The sequence below is a fragment of the Edaphobacter acidisoli genome, assembly GCF_014642855.1.
In the GTDB taxonomy this organism is placed as follows: domain Bacteria; phylum Acidobacteriota; class Terriglobia; order Terriglobales; family Acidobacteriaceae; genus Edaphobacter; species Edaphobacter acidisoli.
On record NZ_BMJB01000001.1, the window covers coordinates 1,363,305 to 1,382,399 of the forward strand.

Consider the following 19,095-nt stretch of genomic DNA (forward strand, 5'->3'; position numbering starts at 1 on the left):
CTGTCCCTCCTTGCATCGCTTGTTCCGCGCTTTAGCGGTTTGCCCGCGCCCGCACGAAGTAGTGTGCCACCGTGCGCACAAACGTCCTCGCCTCTTCGGGAGTCGCCTGATTGCCCTTCAGGATCGTCTCAAACGGAATATTCGCGCCATACAGCACACGCGTATCATCCGCATTCTGCGAGACGACTGTTCCATCCAGGTTGATTCCAGCAAACAAGCCCTTGCTGCGCGAGTAGGTCAGGAACTCCGCATTCAGCTTCCAGTCCGTACCCGCGGCCGCATTCCGGCCCACCGGACCGGCCGAAGCAGCAGCATCTGCGCCCAGCTTGAACTTGTTCTTAAGCATGTCCTGCAAACCCTGGTCGTTCATCGCAACCATCACCAGGTCCGTAGCCTGTCCACCGATCTGAAATCCAAAGCTGCCGCCAGCCATCTGCACACACACCGGCGCGCTCCAGCCGCGGGCTGTCCGGCAGGTTGCGACTCCCTGTCCGTACTGTCCGCCTACAACAAATGCCGCCTTTTTATAACTCGGCACGACCACTACGCACGATGCTCCGGCAAGAATGCTCGTAGGAATCGCTTTGTCCGGTGTTGCCATGATCTGCTGAATCACGGCTGCTGCATCGTTCAGGCGTCCAGCGATTTTGGTCTTATCGCTATCTGCATGAGCCGATACCGTGGACGCCATCATGGCCAATCCGCACAAAAACGCTACGGCTGTTTTCATCTTCATCCTGGCTGACACTGCCGTTATCTTCATCTTGAATGTCCTTCCTATTTCGAACAATTGATCTCCCTGGTATCGGCGACGAACTCAGACCCGACAAATCGCCTGTTTGCAACATGCTATGTGATGGAGTGTAACCAGACCGAGTTGCACAGTGGGGCTAAAAATCGATCCTCGCTGTGCAAAGACAAAAAAAAATGGGGATTGCCAGATTGCGTCGGAGGAGTGCCCCTACGCTCTCGTACAATCCCTCTCCCAGGTCTGTGTTGCACGTTTTACTTTGCTCCATCTTCGCCCCTCTCACAACGGTACGGAGGTATACATACCTTCGGGTAAACCATGTTTACCAAAAAGTTAATAGATGACTCTGTTCGTAGCTACTCGATTAAGCCCCGGCCCACCGCCTGCACCGATAGCGAGATGCGGTTCTCCACGCCCATCTTTCGCATCAGCCGCCCCACGTGGGCTTTGACCGTAATCACATCAATCCCCAACTCGCGCGCGATCTCGCGATTCGGCTGCCCAGCCACCAGCAGCCGCAGCACCTGAAGCTCCCGTTCAGTCAGCTTCAGCCTGTCTTCCGCCTCTGGCACGGGTCTCGCCTCCAGCAACCGCGCCAATACCTTACGCGGCGCCCACACAGACCCGTCCTGCACTACATCAATCGCCATCCGAATCTCAGCTTCTTTTGCCGAGTGCGTCAGATACCCCTTCGCGCCCGCGCCAATGATGCGCTGGATATATTCATGGTCGCTTTCCAGGCCCAACACAATCAGGCGAAGGCGCGGCCGCGATCTTCGAAATGTAGCCAGCAGCTCGAAGATGTGCTCCGTGCAGGCCGCATCAATCAGCACCAGTGAGACGCCCGAATCATCGAGCGCCCCCGGCACAGAGAGCTGCACCACCTCAACCGGTCCATCTTTCGGGAAAAGTGTCTCCAACCCCAGGATTCGCAAGGGGTCCGTCGCCACCAGCCCTACCCGAAGGCTTCCCACCTCAGTCATGCTTTGCATCGGCCCCTTTGCCCCGTTACTCAGCGTCTTTGTAGCAGGCAATTTCTAAGCGCAAATCTGAAGCGCTGGCCGGCTAGAGCTTTGGCAGCACAATCCCTTGTTGTTTTTGGTATTTCCCTTTGCGATCAGCGTAGCTGACCTCGCAGGTCTCGTCCGACTCGAAGAACAGTATCTGACACAGTCCTTCGTTGGCATAGACCTTCGCCGGCAGCGGGGTCGTGTTCGAGATCTCGAGCGTCACAAAGCCTTCCCACTCGGGCTCGAACGGTGTCACATTCACGATGATGCCGCAACGCGCATAGGTCGATTTGCCCACGCAGATCGTCAGCACGTTACGCGGAATCTTGAAGTACTCCACCGACCGCGCCAGGGCAAACGAGTTCGGCGGCACGATCACGCTCTCGGCCTGGACCGAGACGAATGACCGCTCATCGAACGCTTTCGGATCGATAATCGCGCTGTTGACGTTGGTGAAAATCTTGAATTCGTCGGAGACCCGCAAATCGTATCCATACGACGAAAGTCCGTAGGAGATCACGCCCTCACGGACCTGTTTTTCGCTGAACGGGGTAATCATGCCATGCTCAATCGCCTGCCGGCGAATCCATCGGTCACTCTTAATCGCCACTCCGGTACTTCCCTTCGCTCAATAATTTGCGTCTAATTCTCGCAGAACCAGGTGACTCCGGTGTTGCAGACCCCGATTCCCCGTTGTTTCATTAGATTCTTCATCTTACGGCAGCGTTATGACATTGACAATCCGGCCTCAAGTTTCTACCATCTCGGTATTAAACCCAGGTCGTACTCTAAGTACCTAAGTAGATAAAATTACAGCCCAAGGACGGCACCAAGATGATCAAACAGGACCTTATACAAAGGGTTGTTGAACGCACAGGTCTGCCACGCACGAAGGCGGAATCGGCAGTCGACGCCATCTTCGAAAGCATGAAGCAGGCCCTGATAGGTGGTGACCGTATCGAACTACGCGGCTTTGGCGTCTTCACCGTCAAACCGCGCAAGACCGGCATCGGCCGCAATCCGCGCACAGGAGCTGAAGTCACCATCGCTCCCGGAAAGGCCGTTCGCTTCAAGCCCGGTAAGGAACTCCACCTTATCAACAACTAAGCGGCTCGCCTGCTACATCAGGTGAACTGCGTCCACGTCGACCACCAGGTTACGGCGCGGGATATTTTGCGCTTCGGCGAACCTCAACATCGCACGCAGCACTCCGCCCAGCGCCTGCCTCTGCTCGGCCTTCAGCACGAAGTGGTAGCGATAGATGCGCTTCAGCCGCACAATCGGCGCGGCTGCCGGGCCCAGCACGCGCACTTTGTCCAGATGCGTCTGCTGGAACCACTTACCCAGCACGCTCGACCACCCCGTAGCCTCTTCCAGCCGCTCGCTCTGCACCACAACGTTCGCCAGCACGGCAAACGGCGGATAATGCATCCACCTCCGGTAGTTCAGCTCCTTCGCCACAAACCCCGGATAATCATGCTTCGCCACAAACTGAATCGCGTAGTGGTCCTGGTGATACGTCTGCACCAGCACCTTGCCCGGCAACTCACCACGACCGGCCCGGCCTGAGACCTGCGTCAGCAATTGAAACACCCGCTCGGCGGCGCGAAAGTCCGGCAGCCCCAGCGCAAAGTCCGCGCCCACAACACCAACAAACGTCACGCCATGTATGTCATGCCCCTTCGCGATCATCTGCGTGCCCACCAGCAGATTGATCTCGCCCGCATGAAGCCGCGCGAGCAGCCGCTCCATGTCGGCGCGTCCGCGCACCGTGTCGCGGTCCATGCGCCCAATCCGCGCGCCTGGGAACAGCTCCTGCAGCCGCTCCTCGCCCTGCTGCGAACCAGCGCCAAGAAAGTACAGATGCTCGCTCCCACACTTTGGACACGTCTTCGGTACGCCGCGCCTGAAGCCGCAGTAGTGGCACTCGAGCCGCTGCCCCGGCTGCGCCACATCGCCCGTCACAGGCTTGTGATACGTCATCGAGATCGCGCAGTTCTCGCACTCCACCTTCTCGCCACAGCTTCTGCACATCACCACAAACGAGTACCCCCGCCGGTTCAGTAGAATAATCGCCTGCTCGCCGCGCTCAAGCGTCGCCTGCGTTTCTTCAATTAATCGCCGCGAAAATAATTGCTCCTGCCCCGTCTCGCGGAACTCCGCGCGCATATCCACCAGCTCCACCGCAGGCAGCGGACGGTCCGCCACACGCGACCGCATCTCCACCCGCACATACCGTCCCTTGTCCGCATTCGCCCAGCTCTCCAGCGAAGGCGTAGCCGAGCCCAACACCACCACTGCCTCATTCAGCTTCGCGCGCATCACCGCCACATCGCGCCCGTGGTAGCGCGGGGTCTCCTCCTGCTTGTAGCTGCCGTCATGCTCCTCATCGACGATGACGAGCCCCAGCTTCACCATCGGTGCAAACACCGCCGACCGCGTCCCCACCACCACACGCGCATCGCCGCGCCGAATCCTGTGCCACTGCTCCGCGCGCTCATCCGGCGTAAGCTGCGAGTGCAGCAGCGCGACTTCATCTCCAAACGCCGCGACCAACTGCCCAGTCATCGCAGGAGTCAGCCCAATCTCCGGCACCATCAGCAGCGCCGACTTGCCCGCATCGAGCGCCCGCCGCATCGCCGCAAAATAAACCGCCGTCTTGCCCGAGCCCGTCACGCCATACAGCAGATGCGGCGCAAACCCGTCCTTCGCAATCGCCGTCGCAATCGTTGCCAACGCCTCCGTCTGCGCTTCGTTCAGCGTGTGTTCATGCGCGTGCTTCTTGCCCTCGGCACTCACACCGCCAAAGTGGAACTCCTCCGCCGTCTCTTCCATCGCAATCAGCCCACGCTTCACCAGCGTGCCCAGCGTAGAATCCGGAATCCCCACGCGCTCCAGCGTCATTCGCAGATCGCGCACGCGCATCCGCCCGCCAACAGCGGCCAGCTCCGCCATCACCGCCAACTGATTTTCATTCAGCTTCGGCAGCCGCCGTCCAACAGCCTCCGCACCCTCTTGCTTCGTCTCGACCAATACAGCAATCTTCTCCAGCCGCCGCGCATCCCGCTCCTCGGCCACAGCCTCGCGCACCAGCCACTTCTTGCGAACCATCCCCTCCAGCAAAGCCTTGTTCGCACCAGTAGCCGACCGCAGCGCCGACATCTTCGCCGCCTCACCATCCTCCAGATAGTTCAGCACCGCATACTCGCAATTCTGGTCCTCCGCCGAAAGCCGCGACCGCCGCGAAGCCCCTTTCGCCGCGCCGTCGTACAACACTTTCCTCCCGGCCTCAGCGATCCGATAGACAAAGTGCCGCTTCACCTCCGCACTCAGAGGCAACATCCCACGCAGCACCTCGCCCAGCGGAGCCACATAGTACGCCGCAATCCACCGCGCCAGCTCCATCAATTCATCCGGCAGCAGCGCCGCATCATCCAGCACCTGCTGTAGCGGCTTGATCCCAACGCCATCCGGCGGAGCGTCATCGTGCACGCGCACCGCGACGCCCATCAGCCGCTGCCCGCTAAAAGGCGCCAGCACGCGCGCACCAACCACAGGCACAACGCCATTCACCGCATAGGTGAACACCTGGTCCAGCGGTACCGGCAACGCAACATCGCAATACAGAGGCATTCTCTTCAGCCTATAGCGAAACCAGGGCCGCCGCACCTCACGCACGCCGCTCGGCAAAGGCGCAATTTTCTCGCCGTCCCGGGCCTCCAGCCTTGCATCCGTTACCGCTACCGTTACACTAAAAGCATGCCGCTTTCGTCGAAGGTCGATCTGGTTGGCGTCGGGCTTAACGCCACCGACACCCTCATTCCGCTCTCCAACTTCCCATCGCGCGGCTCCAAGGTCGAGTACACCTCCGCCAACCTCCTCCCCGGAGGCCAGGTCGCCAGCACCGTCGTCGCCTGCCAGCACTGGGGCATGACCACCCGCTACGTCGGCAAGCTCGGCGACGACCACGCCGCCCAGATCCACCACGAAGCCTTCAGACGTGCAGGCGTCGAGACCGAGATCATCACCGTAGCCGGAGGCATCAGCCCGCAGTCGCTCGTCCTCGTCGACGCCGGTGGCGAGCGAACCGTCCTCTGCCGCCGCGACGAGCGTCTCGCACTACAACCCCACGAGCTCCGTCGCGAATGGATCACCAACGCCCGCGCCCTGCACGTCGATGGCTTCGACACTGTTGCCGCCACCCTCGCCGCACGCTGGGCGCGCGAAGCCGGCATCCCTGTCATCGCCGACCTCGACGAACTCTACCCGGGCGTCGAAGAACTCATCCGCAACATCGACTACCTCATCGTCAGCCGTGACTTTCCCTGCCGCTTGATGGCCGAGTCCGACCTCGAAAAAGCCCTCCAACTGATGCAGCACCGCTACGGCTGCACTCTCACCGCAGCCACACTTGGCGAAGAAGGCGTCCTCGCCTGGGACGGCGCGCAGTTCACGCACGCTCCCGCCTATGCTGTCCGCGTCGTCGATACCACCGGCGCAGGCGACATCTTCCACGCCGGTTTCATCCACGCGCTCCTGAAAGGCTGGCCGCTACAGCGTCAGCTCGACTTCGCCTGCGCCGCCGCCGCGCTCAACTGTATGGCCACGGGAGCTCGCGGAGGCATCCAGCCGGTCCACATCATCGAGGACCTCATGGCGAACGGAGCGCGTCATCAAGACACCTGGGTCATCACCACTCCCGACTAACATCTCCGTCAATTCAAACAATTGAACTCCAGCGCAAGCTCACTGTCAGCGAGCTTGCGCCGCGCTGTGTCGTCGCTTCATTCCATCGCTGGCAAAAGTGTGTCGCCGAGTGTCGCCAAAAAACGCGCTCACTCTCCATTCTTGAATAGAAATAATTCCCTGCCATGCATCAAGCTCTTCCCAGAGTTCTTCAGATTTCAAACGTGCCAATATAGACAAATTTTTCCGTTGACAATTAGTTTTTACTTATGACAATGTGGCTGCCGTCCCAGATTAGACCCAATCGCAGCTAAAAATTCATCCACTCCAGGAGAGCTTCATGCACAGAGCATCTCTCAGTTCCCTCCCCAAAAGAGTCCTGATTCTTCTAGCCTGTCTCTCACTCACCGCCTGCGTTTATGCGCCTGCGCAGACCAGCATGAGCATCGACAGCTTCGATGGCGCACCCACGACAAACGAGATCAACTCCTTCGTGTCCTACGTCACAGCACAGACCCCCGCCACCAACAACATCGGCAACAACTGGGCCCAGGGAACCAGCGGCGAAGAGGTCAAAGCCATGGGGATGGTCTACGAAATCACTCAGAACACCGCCATCCTCGATCAGATGATCCGCTTCTGCGATGCCGTACTCTCAGAACGCGATGACCTCGCGCCCGCGCCCACAGGCCAGATCGTCATCTGGACCGGCAACGTTGATCCCGTCTGGCCCAACACCACAACCACGCCCATCGGCACCGGCGGCGAACAGGGCGACCCCGTCGGCCATCTCGGCAACTGCGCACGCCTCATCCTGCAGACGCCGTCCATCTGGAACAACACCGTCACCATCGGCGACCCAGACGGTTACGGCGCAACCTACCTCGCCCGTGCCAAGACCTACGTGCAGCAGGGAGACACCTCGATCAGCGGCCACATCCTCAAGTACGAGCTCGACCTCTCCAACAGCGACCATCAATACTTCGCCGCCGCCGATCCCTACAAGGGCGGCACGCCCGTCCCCTGGAACCAGCAGATGATGTTCAACTACGCATTCCAGAACCTCGCCATCGACCACGACATACTCGGCGACAACCCCACCCTCGCCGCGCAATATCACAAGATCGTGCAGGACAGCATCAACTGGTTCTTCGCCTCTGGCGTCACATCCTACACCGACAACGCAGGCAACACCGCCTATAGCTGGGGCTATGCAATGCCTGCAACCACCAAAGAAGACAACGATCACGGGAGCTTGGATGTAAACGGCTTTTATCGCGCTTACATGACGGGCGAGTATGGCATCACTCCCGCCATGATGGTTCCCTTCGGCAACACCTTCAACGACGTGATGACGCTCGGACCCGGCGACTACTCAGGCGTCATCGACGGCACAACCGGCTCCGGAAATTCGGCCAGCACCGACTACATCCGCAGCGGCTGGTTGCTGACCGCCGACTTCCTGCCCGCTGACTACGAGACCATGGTTGGCGCCGACTTCACCGCCGGAGGCACGACAACCAGTGCCGACCGCTTCTCGAAATTCCTCTGGCTCAAAAACAAGCGTTATCAGTCCTTCACCTTCACTGCAACTCCCGCATCCCAGACCGTCTCCGCAGGAAGCAACACAAGCTTCATCGCGACTGTCACCGCACAAGGTGCATTCGCGGGAAACGTAACTCCATCTGTTACAGGTTTACCCACTGGCGCCACAGCCACTTTCAGCCCTGCCACCATCACTGGCGGCGGCGACTCCACCCTCACCGTGCAAACCTCCAGTTCAACACCCACCGGAACCTATCCACTCACCATCCTCGCTATGTCGATGGGCTCCGTCTCCCAGACCGCCACAGTGAATCTTACGGTCTCAGCAGAACCAGCAGCCGCGGCCCCAACCTTCAGCCCCTCAGGCGGAACCTACACCACAGCACAGTCGGTCACGATCAGCACCACCACCAGCGGGGCCACCATTCGCTACACCACCAACGGCACCGCGCCCAGCGAAACCAACGGCACGATCTACACCGGCCCGGTAGCAATCAGCAGCACCACCACTCTTGAAGCAATCGCCTACGAGAGCGGCTACACAGACAGCTCTGTGACCTCAGCCAACTACACCATCAGCTCAACCACCCTGCCCTCAGGCTGGTCCGACACCGACATCGGCGCGCCCGGCGTCGCGGGCAGCGCGACCTACAGCGGCACCACCTTCACCGTCAACGGCAGTGGCACAGACATCTACAACACCTCCGACCAGTTCAACTACGTCAGCACCGCGGCCAACGGCAACATCACCATCACCGCCCGCGTCGCCTCGCAGACCAACACCAACTCCTGGGCCAAAGCCGGCGTCATGATTCGCGAGACCACCGCCGCCGGTTCCACCTACGTCGGCATCTACATCACACCCGGCAAAGGTGCGAGCCTGCAATACCGTGCCACCACCAATGCCAGCGCCATCAACGGCCCCGAAGTAACCGGCCCAGTCGCGCCGTACTGGGTGCAGCTCACCCGCTCCGGCTCCACCTTCACCGCGTCGATCTCTCCTGACGGCACAACATGGACGCAGGTCGGCACCGAGACCGTAACGATGGCGACCAACGCCACCGCTGGCCTCGCCGTCTGCTCGCACAACAACACCGTGCTCAACACCAGCACCTTCGACAACGTCAACATCACCGCAGCCCCATCCAACGGCCTTCCCATCTCGGCAACAGCCGAGAGCGGCGACGATGGCGGCGGCCACACGGTCGCCATGACCATCGACGGCAACTACAGCACCTACTGGCAATCCACCACCAACGGCAGCAACTCCGCCTACGTCCAGTACGATCTCGGCAGCACGCAGTCCGTCAACTCCGTCAAGATCGCCTGGTATCTCGGCAACACCCGCTCCACATGGTTCGACGTCGACACCTCCACCGACGGCAGCACATGGGCCACAACCCTCAGCGGCGTCAACAGCAGCGGCACAACCACCGCGCTCGAAACCTACAACTTCACCTCCGCCGTCAACGCGCGCTACGTGCGCTACGTCTGCTACGGCACCAACCACGACAACGTCAACGCCATCGCCGAAACGCAGATCTGGTAGAAACGGCGATTGAATGAGGGATGGCGCACCAGCGACATCCCTCATCATTCCTTATCGCAGACAACCGCGCGAGCAATGTTCTACACTCACGCACAAACATGAAGACCGTTCAATCACTTGCACTCACCGCACTCCTCGCACTCACGATCACCGCATGCAAGAGCACTCAGCCCTCCCCGCAAGCTACAAGTCAGCACACATATAGCGCGGCGTCCTCCACCGAAGAGACAGCACCTACCTCACAACAAAACTTCGACTACTATCTACTCAATCTCTCCTGGTCGCCCGAGTTCTGCTACTCGCACCCCAATGCCGTCGAGTGCTCCCAGCACGCCACCTTCGTCCTGCACGGCCTCTGGCCGCAAAACACCAGCGGAGGCTACCCGCAAGACTGCTCCGACGCCCCCGGCCCGCGCAATCCCTCGCAATACTCCGACATCTATCCCGACCCCGGACTGCTCCAGCACGAGTGGCGCACCCACGGCACCTGCTCCGGCCTCGCCCCCGATGCCTTCTTCTCTCTCGCTCGCCAGGCCGTCCACTCTGTAGCCATCCCTGCCGAGCTCACATCGCTCGATCACCAGATCTCGATGCCGCCCGCAGACATCCTCAACCTCTTCACCCAGGCCAACCCATCCATTCCTGCCAGTAGTCTCGTCCTCAGCTGCGGCCATAACTTCCTCACGGCCGTCGAAGTCTGCTTCAGCAAATCGCTCCAGCCCATCGCCTGCGGCCCTGTCCGTTCCTGCCGCGCCAACACGGTCCGCATCCCGCCTCCGCGATAACTGCATCCAACGAACAGAGGCAGCGGGCGGCGAGGCGTATCGTGTGAAATCTCGGTTAATTCCACGCCAAAACCCTTGTAAACACTAGCGCTGCGCTCCTCCGCACGTTCACAATAGCTTCATCCACAAATGGAGGAATGAATGCAGACCAACGCCAGCCGGCCCGCGAAGATGCTTGCCGTCCTTACCGCAGTTGCCCTGACCACCGTCCTTACTGCCTGCAAATCCAGCAGCGGCCCATCCACCGAGAACGTTACGCTCAATGGCGGAGGCAGCACCTTCGTCAATCCGGTTATGTCGCGCTGGACACATGACTTTGCAGCTGCCCACACCGGCACGCAGATTAACTACCAGTCCATCGGTTCCGGGGGCGGTGTTCAGCAGGTCAAAGCCGGTACAGTCGACTTCGGCGCTTCGGACTACCCGCTGACCGACGCCAACCTCGCTGAGATGAAGCCTATGCTGCAGATCCCCGAGACCGCAGGCCCCGTCTGCATCACCTACAACCTCCCCGGCCTCACCAAGCCGCTCCAGCTTTCGGCTGAAGCCATCTCCGGCATCTTCCTAGGCAAAATCACCAGCTGGCAGGATCCCATCCTGAAGAAGGACAACCCCGGCGTCGCCCTCCCCAATATCAAAGTCGTCGTTGCCCACCGCACCGACGGCTCCGGCACCACCGCCGCTTTCACCACCTACCTCTCGGCCGTCTCGCCTGAGTGGTCCACGAAGGTCGGCAAAGGCGGAGCGGTCTCCTGGCCCGTCGGCCTCGGCGGCAAAGGCTCCGAAGGCGTCACCGCGCAGGTTCGCCAGTCCCCTGGCGGCATCGGCTATGTTGAGCTGATCTACGCGCAGCAGAACAACCTCGCAGTCGCCAACGTCCGTAACCAGGCCGGCAACTACATCACGCCCAGCACGGCCAGCACAACCGCAGCCATCGCGGCCTTCGCCGATCAGCTCAACAAAGACCCGCGCGTGCCCATCGTCAACGCTCCCGCCTCCGCGCCCGAAGCCTACCCCATCTCGACCCTGACCTTCCTCATCATCCCGAAGGACGGCACAGACGTGGGCAAGCGCACGATGCTGAAGAAGTTCATCCAGTACATCGTCACCGACGGACAGCTCATCGCATCCCAGCTCAACTACGCTCCACTCCCCGACGGGGTGAAGCAGTATGACCAGCAGCAGCTCAGCCAGATGACCGTCAACGGTCAGCCGGTACAGTAAAACCCTCGACCACGGATTCACACGGATCGATACGGACAAGGCTTTCTAAGCACCAAATCCGTGTTCATCCGCGTGAATCCGTGGTCGTTTTCTTTTTAATCAGTCATCCCACCGCATCTGCCAAAGATGCTCCACCGGTCCGCGCCCCTTCCCCATTGCATGCGCGGCGCGCAACGCACCCGTCACATACTCTTTCGCGCTGCGTGGAGCATCTGCATCGCCCCGCACCAGTCCGCACAGCAACGCGCTCGAAAGCGCGCACCCGGTCCCATGGGTCGAACTGGTCTCCACATGCTCGCCGGACAGCCAGCGCATCCTGCCATCTGCCGTCATCACAAAATCGTCCGGCACCGCGAGATGCCCGCCCGTAGCCATCACGCTCAACCCGCGCACAGCCCGTTGCAACGCCCGCGCCGCCTCCGGTACATCGTCGCGCTCGGCAACACGTCTGCCGGAGAGCATCGCAAGCTCATCCAGATTCGGAGTCACCCAATCCACCAGCGGCAACAGCCGCTCACGCATCAACGCGACGCCATCGGCCTCCAACAGCTCTCTGCCCGAACTCGACCGCAGCACCGGGTCCAGCACAACCGCAACACCCGTCCTGCGAACGCGCTCCAGAAAATCCGCGACAGCCACTACATTCGCCGCCGTCGCCAGCATCCCAATCTTGATCCCTGCCGCAGGCAGATCGTCCCACAGGCAATCCAGCGTCTCCCGCACCACCTCGGCCTTGACCGGATGCATACCGCGCACCCCCACAGTAGACTGCACCGTCAACCCTGTAATGCAAGAAGTCCCAAACAACCCATGCGCGCGAAACACCATCAGGTCCGCCGTAATTCCAGCACCCGACGAGGGATCAAACCCCGCAATCGTCAAAACCGTCTTCATCCACTCGATTATCACCCACTCGCAAACACGTCTCCCCTATGTCGGTCATTCTGAGCGCAGCGAAGAACCCCAGCATTGTGCCCAAAGCTCCACGTGTCTCGATGAAGACCACCACTGCGTTATCTGCCCCACACCCGCTAAACTAAAAGCGTGACCTCAAGATTCGACCCCAAAGACCACCTCATCGTAGCCCTCGACTTCCCCGATGCCCGCCAGGCCCTCGATCTCGTCGACTCACTCGGCGACGCCTGCCAGTGGTTCAAGGTCGGCCTCGAACTCTACTTCGCCGCCGGCAACCGCCTCATCGAAGACCTCCGCAACCGCGGCTTCGACGTCTTCCTCGACCTCAAGCTCCACGACATCCCCAACACCGTCGCCAGCGCCGTCCGCACCGCCACCGCCGCAGGAGCATCGCTGCTGACCATCCACGCCTGCGGAGGCGCCGCCATGATGACCGCTGCCGCTCAGGCAGCCACTGCGCCCGGCTCGCCGCGCCTGCTCGCCGTCACCGTTCTCACCAGCATGGACTCGGTCGAGCTCGCCGGCATAGGCATCCCGGACACTCCCGCCGTGCAAGCACTCCGCCTGGCCAAACTCGCCCACTCGTGCGGCATCGACGGCATGGTCTGCTCACCTGAAGAAGTCGCCACCCTGCGCTCCGAACTCGGCCAGGACGCCCTGCTCGTCATCCCTGGTATCCGCCCCGCAGGAGCAGCCCTGAACGACCAGAAACGCGTCGCTACGCCCGAATCAGCCATGGCCGCAGGAGCATCCATGCTCGTCGTCGGCCGTCCCATCACCCGCGCCGCCAGCCCCATTCGGGCCGCCCGCGCCATCCTCGACGAGATCACCGCCGGAGCACCCACAACGTGAAACGGCCACGGATTCACGCGAAATTCACGAGATGAAAATCAATCCGTGAGATCTGCACAAATCCGTGGCCGTCTTGTCTGATTCCTACTGCCTGTTCCCGACGTTCTGCTTCTCCGCCACGACATTGCTGTCGCTCAGACGCAGCGCCAGCGCCTTGGCCGATCCTCCGCTCTGCTGAAACTCGCTCAGGTCCAACTCAGCCACATCGTAGCCAAGACGCCTCAGCCGACTAGCCAGGTCCGTCCCGACCTTGCCCATCAGGATGCGGTCGCCAATGTTGATCACGTTGCAGGCAAACTGCGTCGCCTCGTGCTCATTGACCACAATGCGCTTCTCCGCCGGATACGCCGCCTCAATCTTCTTGATCGAAGCCGCGTCAAACGCCTCCGCGAAGTACATCACATGCCCCAGGCCCAACGGCGCAAAGCACATATCCAGATGGAAGAACCTCGGGTCCATCAGGTGCAGCGAAGTCACGCCAACATGCCACGCATCTGCAACATGCTTATGGCTCTGCTTGCACGTCCTGACGCCATGCGCAGCCCAAAGATGCTGCCCCTTCTCGTCAAAAAGCGCATCGCCTTCGCCCTCGAAGGAAGTCTCCCGCGGCGTCTCCCACAGCAGGAAGCCAGCATCCTGCAACCACTTACGCAGATGCTGTTCCTCGGGCTCGCGCTGCTTGTGCGCAAAGCTCGAAATGGCTGCGACCCCATGCTGCACCAGCGCCGCGTGGGCCACAAACACCATGTCAGGCGACCCCTTCCGAGCCGGCAACAGCCGCACGTCAGCGATCTGCTGTAGATGCTGATACAGGTTCTTCCACTGCGCAAACACCACATCGCGCGCAGGCTGATGAAGATTTCCCGCCATCCAGGGGTTAATGACGTAGTTAACGTCATACCACTCCGGAGGACACATCAGGTAGGTTGGTTTGTCGAAATGGGGAAGTGGAGCAAAGGTTGAAGCGAGGGAAGAAGCTGTACTGCAGGTGGTATTCATAAAAGCCGTTTTCCTACTTTCCGGTCTAGAGTCTGCCCCTCCCAATAGGCCTTAGTCAAGTCCGGCACTAATGATTTTCTGTACAACTTTGGTTCGGCCTACCACATTCGGAATACAGTTGACAACCGCATGAAAACCAAATGAATTGCCAGCAAAAAAGCCCCATTCCTGGGGCTCTTTCACCGCTGCATCTTGCAGCTCTCAAATCAGTTGATGAAAATTGATCGACACCGAAAAACAGCATCAGCGGCACCGTTACAGCTTCTCGTAAAAATCACAAGCCGAGCACGAGATATACACCCCACCCGGAACACCGCGCTCGCGGTCCTTCACGCGCTTGACGATGCGCGTCGGCTTGGAGCACTTCGGACAATCCGTGCTCTTCTGCGTATCCATGACTTTCTTGCGGTCACCAGTCTTGGCAATCTTTGCCATAATCCCTCATCTCCCTGTTTCAGATAGTGCGGCCCGTGCGCGCGAATCGAACTTCTCAAGGGTTGTCGCGGAAAGCCACAACGAAACCACGGCGAGAAAGACTGCGATTGAGAGCCTCTTAACAGTCTACACGACCACAGCCCTGAGGGGTACGCTGCCTGCATGTGCGGAAAAGCCCCCATGCAGCCACCTGCCTGTTCATGAGAAAATCCCTCACATGAACGACTTCATCCCCAAAGCTCCCACGCAAAAGATCGGCGGACTCGGCCCCAAGGCGGCCCGGCTCCAGGCCCTGCGCGAAAAAGCCGCCAAGCTCAACGACTCGGCCAAGAGTACCCACGCCGACTCCGGGCCTTCAGCCAAGGCCAGCAAGGCCCCTGCAAAGAAGACCGCATTCCAGCGCAAAGCCACCTAGCCGCAAGTCCGGCTTGTAGCAAATCATGAATCCGGGTGCCCCATCTTCGCGGCAGTTTATCGCCGCTAAGGTGGGGTTCTTATCAGGCCACAAGCCTACCGCCAGCTCACCGCCAGGTGCCATCGCAGGTCCCGCGCCCTGGTCTTCTCCAGCACCACCGCATACTCCATCAGCTCCGCGAGCACCTGTTCTCCCTCGCTCCCCAACTGCTGCGGCTCATGCTGCAAGGTGTCCACCAGCGCCAGCACCGTCCTTAACCCGTCCGCGGGGGAATACCACTGCGGCGGAGGCAGCCGGCGAATCAGGTCCTTGTCTCCCGCACCTTCTTCAATCAGCAGCGACATCGAGTTCTCATCTGCCGAAAAGAACTCAATCAGCGGCTTCACCCCTAGCTTAAGCGCCAGCCGTTCCAGCGCATCCTCATGCCGCGCCATCGAGCGCCCATTCACAAAAATATCGAACCCAGGGTCATCACCCTCAACCACGATGTACATCGAAGCAGCCATGACTGAAAGTTTATCCCCACCACACGGATCGGAAAAAGTATCAGCGCAGAGACAGGACCTCGCTTTTGTCATCACACCGCAACATCAACAGCAGCGCGGCGCCGCATGTCAGCAAAGCAATTCCGCAACCCATCCTGATCGTGAATCGCGGCGTCCACAGAACAAAACCTACGGCCAGCACCAGCAAAGGGACAATCAAATAACGAGCGGCAAATCGCACGGGACGCATCTCACGCAAAAGCCACACCGTCAGCAGCGTACTCACCGCGCCAGAAACCAATATCCACGCTCCCGGCAGGCCACCGAAGCCCTGACCGCCGTGCCCACACAGCAACAAACCCAGCCCAGGTGGAAGACACACCGCCGCAGTCGCCTCCGCAAAGCCAACACCCTGAAGAGCCTTATGCAGCCAGACACTCAAAGCAGCGATCAGCAGCACTGTGACGATCAAACCACCAAACGGAATCCAACCGGCAGTGTCCGCAGGCATTTCAAGCGGAAGCAATAACAGCAGACCACCAAGACCGGCCAGCGAAGGAAGCAGCAACCGCATGGTGTCGTCTCGAGACAGCGATTCGATCACCACCACCGCAACCGGGATCGCGGAGAACCCTGCCACACCGATCGTATCCGTCAGTCTCGAAGTCACCCCGGCAAAGAACAGCGCCGGAACGCCGAAGAATCCGAGCCCACCGACGGCCAGCAAGAGCCGACTGCGCCATTTCAACCTGGCGCGGCCTCCGTTCCAGATCAGCGCACAAAGACCAGCTCCGGTCCCAACAGCTGCAAGTTCCACCCCTTGGCGTCGAACGCCGCTCCATGCATCGCCGCCTGAAAAAGCAACCAACGACGCACACGCAGAGAGCGCGCAGAGAACCGCGAATGCCAGCCAGACTCTCCAACTCATCGCCTCATCCCGCTCTCCATTCCATCTACCCGCAAAGCAAAGAGGCCGCGCACCTGCGCGACCTCTTTTTCATTTATGCTACTGCCTTACCGGTTGCCGCCGCCCTGCGGAGCGCCCGGCCCCTTGCGGCCACGACGACGCCGTCCACCACGACGATTACCCTGACCACCCGGACGGCCTTGCCCCTGGCCCTGTCCGCCAGCCGGCACTGGAGCCTCGGCGCGGTTGAAGTTCGGCTCATCCTCGGCCTCATCTCCCTCCTCGTCGAAGTCCTCCTCGTCCTCGCCGTCGACTTCCTCTGCATCAGCCGCGTGTCCGCCACGCGTCTGCGGAGCAGCCTCCGCGCCATTGCCATTCGGAGCAGCCGCACCAACTTCCGGCAACCCAAGCTTGGCTCGCTGCTCACGCAACACTGCCTTGCGCGACAGCTTGATGCGGTTGCCTTCAATCGCCAGCACCTTCACCAGAATCTGATCGCCCTCGCGCAGTTCGTCCTTCACTTCCTTCACGCGATGCTCTGCAATCTCCGAGACGTGCAGCAAGCCATCGGTACCGGGGAAGATCTCAACAAACGCACCGAACTCCGCAATCCGCACTACCTTACCGAGGTAGGTCTTCCCAACCTCAGGCACAGCCGTGATGTCGCCTATCATCTGCAGCGCGCGCGCCAGACCATCCGCATCGCTCGAAGCCACATTCACGCGGCCCGTATCGTCCACGTCGATCTTTACGCCCGTCGCATCGATGATTCCGCGAATCACCTTGCCGCCCGGCCCGATCAGATCGCGAATCTTATCCGTCGGAATCTGTAGCGTATGAATCCGCGGAGCAAACTGCGACTTCTCCTTGCTCGCACCCGCGATCACCGCATCCATCTTGTCCAGCAGGAATAGCCGTCCCTTGCGCGCCTGCTCCAGCGCCTCGCGCATAATCTGCGGCGTAATCCCCATGATCTTGATGTCCATCTGGAGCGCCGTAATCCCATTGCGCGTACCGGCAACCTTGAAGTCCATGTCCCCGTAGTGATCTTCCGCACCAGCAATATCGGTCAGAACAGCGTACTTGTCGCCCTCCTTCACCAACCCCATCGCCACGCCGGCAACCGAGCCCTTCAGCTCAATGCCCGCCTGCATCAGCGACAGCGACGCACCGCACACCGTCGCCATCGACGACGACCCATTCGACTCCAGAATGTCCGACACCACCCGCAGCGTATACGGAGACTGCGTCTCATCAGGCAGCACCGCCTCAATCGCCCGCGAAGCCAGCGCACCGTGTCCAATCTCGCGGCGACCCACGCCGCTCATCCTGCCCACTTCACCCACCGAGAACGGCGGGAAGTTGTAGTGCAGCATGAACCGTCGCTTGACCTCGCCCTCGTAGCTCTCCAGCCGCTGCGCATCGTCCGTCGTGCCCAGCGTGGCCGATACCAGCGCCTGCGTCTCGCCACGTGTAAACACCGCCGACCCGTGCACTCGCGGCAGCACGCCTACTTCAATCGAGATCGGACGAATCTCATCGAACGCGCGATGATCCGGACGAATCCGCTCATTCAGCACCTGCTCGCGGAAGATGTTCTCGCGCAGAATCTCGTAGTACTTGCCAAGCTTCTTGAGCGCGGCCGTGTCCTCCGGCGCAATCTCCGCCTTCAGCTCGTCCTTCAGCTCCTTCACCTTCGCGTAGCTCTCAAACTTCGGATGCTTCTTCGTATCCAGCGCATCCTTCAGCCGCGCGCCAATCTTCGCAGTCAGAGCGGCCAGATATTCCTTATCGATCTCGACCGCCGTCACCAGCCGCTTCTGCTTGCCCGCGCGCGCAACCAGGTCTTCAATCGCTACACAGATCTTTTTGATCTCCGTGTGCGCAAACTCAATCGCGTCCACCACGCGCTCTTCAGCCACTTCATTCGCGCCCGACTCAATCATCACAATGCCGTCCTTCGTGCCGACGACCATGATGTTCAGCTTGCTCTTCGCACGCTCCGTATATGTCGGGTTCACGATGAACTGGTCATCGACCAATCCAATCCGCACCGCGCCCACCGGCCCGTGGAACGGGATATCGCTCAGCGCCAGCGCGCAGCTCGCGCCGTTGATGCCCAGCACATCGGGGTCATTCTCCTTGTCCGCCGAGTACACAAACGCAACCACCTGCGTCTCATTGCGGAACGCCTCCGGAAACAGCGGACGAATCGGGCGATCGATCTGACGGCTCGTCAGGATCTCCTTCTCGCTCGGCCTTCCCTCACGCTTGATGAACCCGCCCGGAATGCGTCCACCCGCATAGGTGAACTCGCGGTACTCCACGGTCAGCGGGAAGAAGTCGATGCCTTCCTTCGGCTCAGGCGAAGCCACAGCCGTCGAAAGCACCACATTGTCGCCGCTCGAAACCAGCGCTGCGCCGGAGGCCTGCTTGGCCAACCGTCCCGTCTCAAATTTAATCTGCCTGCCACCAGCAAGCTCTACTGTCACGTCCTGTTTCATATCGTCTCTCTTTTCTATCGTTCGTCTTTAAGC

17 protein-coding genes are annotated in these 19,095 nt (G+C 60.4%); 7 read left to right on the top strand and 10 right to left on the bottom strand.

Annotated features, from left to right (window positions below; genetic code table 11):
* Positions 1-31 precede the first annotated feature (31 nt).
* The 3 genes from IEX36_RS05530 to dcd form a co-directional block, all read right to left on the bottom strand.
* Positions 32-730, bottom strand: a complete 699-nt coding sequence (locus IEX36_RS05530) for a lipid-binding SYLF domain-containing protein (RefSeq protein ID WP_188758274.1) — start codon at positions 728-730, stop codon at positions 32-34.
* Positions 731-1,107: 377 nt separating this feature from the next.
* Positions 1,108-1,743, bottom strand: coding sequence for a response regulator transcription factor (locus IEX36_RS05535; protein WP_188758275.1), 636 nt, complete (start codon positions 1,741-1,743; stop codon positions 1,108-1,110).
* A 73-nt stretch (positions 1,744-1,816) separates the two neighbouring features.
* On the bottom strand, positions 1,817-2,371 hold the full coding sequence (gene dcd / locus IEX36_RS05540) for a dCTP deaminase (protein ID WP_188758276.1): 555 nt from the start codon (positions 2,369-2,371) through the stop codon (positions 1,817-1,819).
* Positions 2,372-2,595: 224 nt separating this feature from the next.
* On the opposite strand from dcd, the gene IEX36_RS05545 reads away from it, so the two are divergent.
* The gene (locus tag IEX36_RS05545) at positions 2,596-2,868 is read left to right on the top strand and encodes an HU family DNA-binding protein (protein WP_188758277.1); all 273 of its coding nucleotides are present in this window, start codon (positions 2,596-2,598) and stop codon (positions 2,866-2,868) included.
* Between the two features lie 12 nt (positions 2,869-2,880).
* On the opposite strand, the gene priA is transcribed toward IEX36_RS05545, so the two are convergent.
* Positions 2,881-5,394 (bottom strand): replication restart helicase PriA, encoded by a 2,514-nt coding sequence (gene priA / locus IEX36_RS05550; RefSeq protein ID WP_188758278.1) that lies wholly within the window; start codon positions 5,392-5,394, stop codon positions 2,881-2,883.
* A gap of 126 nt (positions 5,395-5,520) precedes the next feature.
* On the opposite strand from priA, the gene IEX36_RS05555 reads away from it, so the two are divergent.
* The 4 genes from IEX36_RS05555 to pstS all read left to right on the top strand — a co-directional run bounded on the left by IEX36_RS05555 (position 5,521) and on the right by pstS (position 11,550).
* Positions 5,521-6,468, top strand: a complete 948-nt coding sequence (locus IEX36_RS05555) for a carbohydrate kinase family protein (RefSeq protein WP_188758279.1) — start codon at positions 5,521-5,523, stop codon at positions 6,466-6,468.
* Positions 6,469-6,787: 319 nt separating this feature from the next.
* Positions 6,788-9,541, top strand: coding sequence for a discoidin domain-containing protein (locus IEX36_RS05560; RefSeq protein ID WP_188758280.1), 2,754 nt, complete (start codon positions 6,788-6,790; stop codon positions 9,539-9,541).
* A gap of 98 nt (positions 9,542-9,639) precedes the next feature.
* A complete protein-coding gene (locus IEX36_RS05565; RefSeq protein WP_188758281.1) occupies positions 9,640-10,326 on the top strand; it encodes a ribonuclease T2 family protein in 687 nt (228 codons plus the stop codon).
* A 141-nt stretch (positions 10,327-10,467) separates the two neighbouring features.
* A complete protein-coding gene (gene pstS, locus IEX36_RS05570) occupies positions 10,468-11,550 on the top strand; it encodes a phosphate ABC transporter substrate-binding protein PstS (RefSeq protein WP_229668739.1) in 1,083 nt (360 codons plus the stop codon).
* A 99-nt stretch (positions 11,551-11,649) separates the two neighbouring features.
* Here pstS and thiD read toward each other — a convergent pair whose 3' ends face one another.
* A complete protein-coding gene (gene thiD, locus IEX36_RS05575) occupies positions 11,650-12,444 on the bottom strand; it encodes a bifunctional hydroxymethylpyrimidine kinase/phosphomethylpyrimidine kinase (protein ID WP_188758282.1) in 795 nt (264 codons plus the stop codon).
* Between the two features lie 150 nt (positions 12,445-12,594).
* Here thiD and pyrF point away from each other — a divergent pair, with 150 nt between their 5' ends.
* A complete protein-coding gene (pyrF, locus tag IEX36_RS05580) occupies positions 12,595-13,317 on the top strand; it encodes an orotidine-5'-phosphate decarboxylase (RefSeq protein WP_188758283.1) in 723 nt (240 codons plus the stop codon).
* A gap of 84 nt (positions 13,318-13,401) precedes the next feature.
* Here the strand turns inward: pyrF and IEX36_RS05585 are convergent, their stop codons facing one another.
* Both IEX36_RS05585 and IEX36_RS05590 read right to left on the bottom strand, forming a co-directional pair.
* Entirely contained in the window at positions 13,402-14,316 is a 915-nt protein-coding gene (locus tag IEX36_RS05585; protein WP_188758284.1) for a dimethylarginine dimethylaminohydrolase family protein, read from the bottom strand.
* A 255-nt stretch (positions 14,317-14,571) separates the two neighbouring features.
* The gene (locus IEX36_RS05590) at positions 14,572-14,751 is read right to left on the bottom strand and encodes an Rcat domain-containing protein (RefSeq protein WP_188758285.1); all 180 of its coding nucleotides are present in this window, start codon (positions 14,749-14,751) and stop codon (positions 14,572-14,574) included.
* Positions 14,752-14,968: 217 nt separating this feature from the next.
* Between IEX36_RS05590 and IEX36_RS05595 the strand changes: the two genes are divergently transcribed.
* Positions 14,969-15,166: a hypothetical protein gene (locus IEX36_RS05595; protein WP_188758286.1), complete on the top strand. Its 198-nt coding sequence runs from the start codon at positions 14,969-14,971 to the stop codon at positions 15,164-15,166.
* A gap of 95 nt (positions 15,167-15,261) precedes the next feature.
* Here the strand turns inward: IEX36_RS05595 and IEX36_RS05600 are convergent, their stop codons facing one another.
* The 3 genes from IEX36_RS05600 to pnp form a co-directional block, all read right to left on the bottom strand.
* The gene (locus IEX36_RS05600) at positions 15,262-15,672 is read right to left on the bottom strand and encodes a hypothetical protein (protein WP_188758287.1); all 411 of its coding nucleotides are present in this window, start codon (positions 15,670-15,672) and stop codon (positions 15,262-15,264) included.
* Between the two features lie 40 nt (positions 15,673-15,712).
* Positions 15,713-16,579, bottom strand: coding sequence for a hypothetical protein (locus IEX36_RS05605; protein ID WP_188758288.1), 867 nt, complete (start codon positions 16,577-16,579; stop codon positions 15,713-15,715).
* 86 nt (positions 16,580-16,665) lie between these two features.
* Positions 16,666-19,062 (bottom strand): polyribonucleotide nucleotidyltransferase, encoded by a 2,397-nt coding sequence (gene pnp / locus IEX36_RS05610; protein ID WP_188758289.1) that lies wholly within the window; start codon positions 19,060-19,062, stop codon positions 16,666-16,668.
* Between the last annotated feature and the right edge of the window lie 33 nt (positions 19,063-19,095).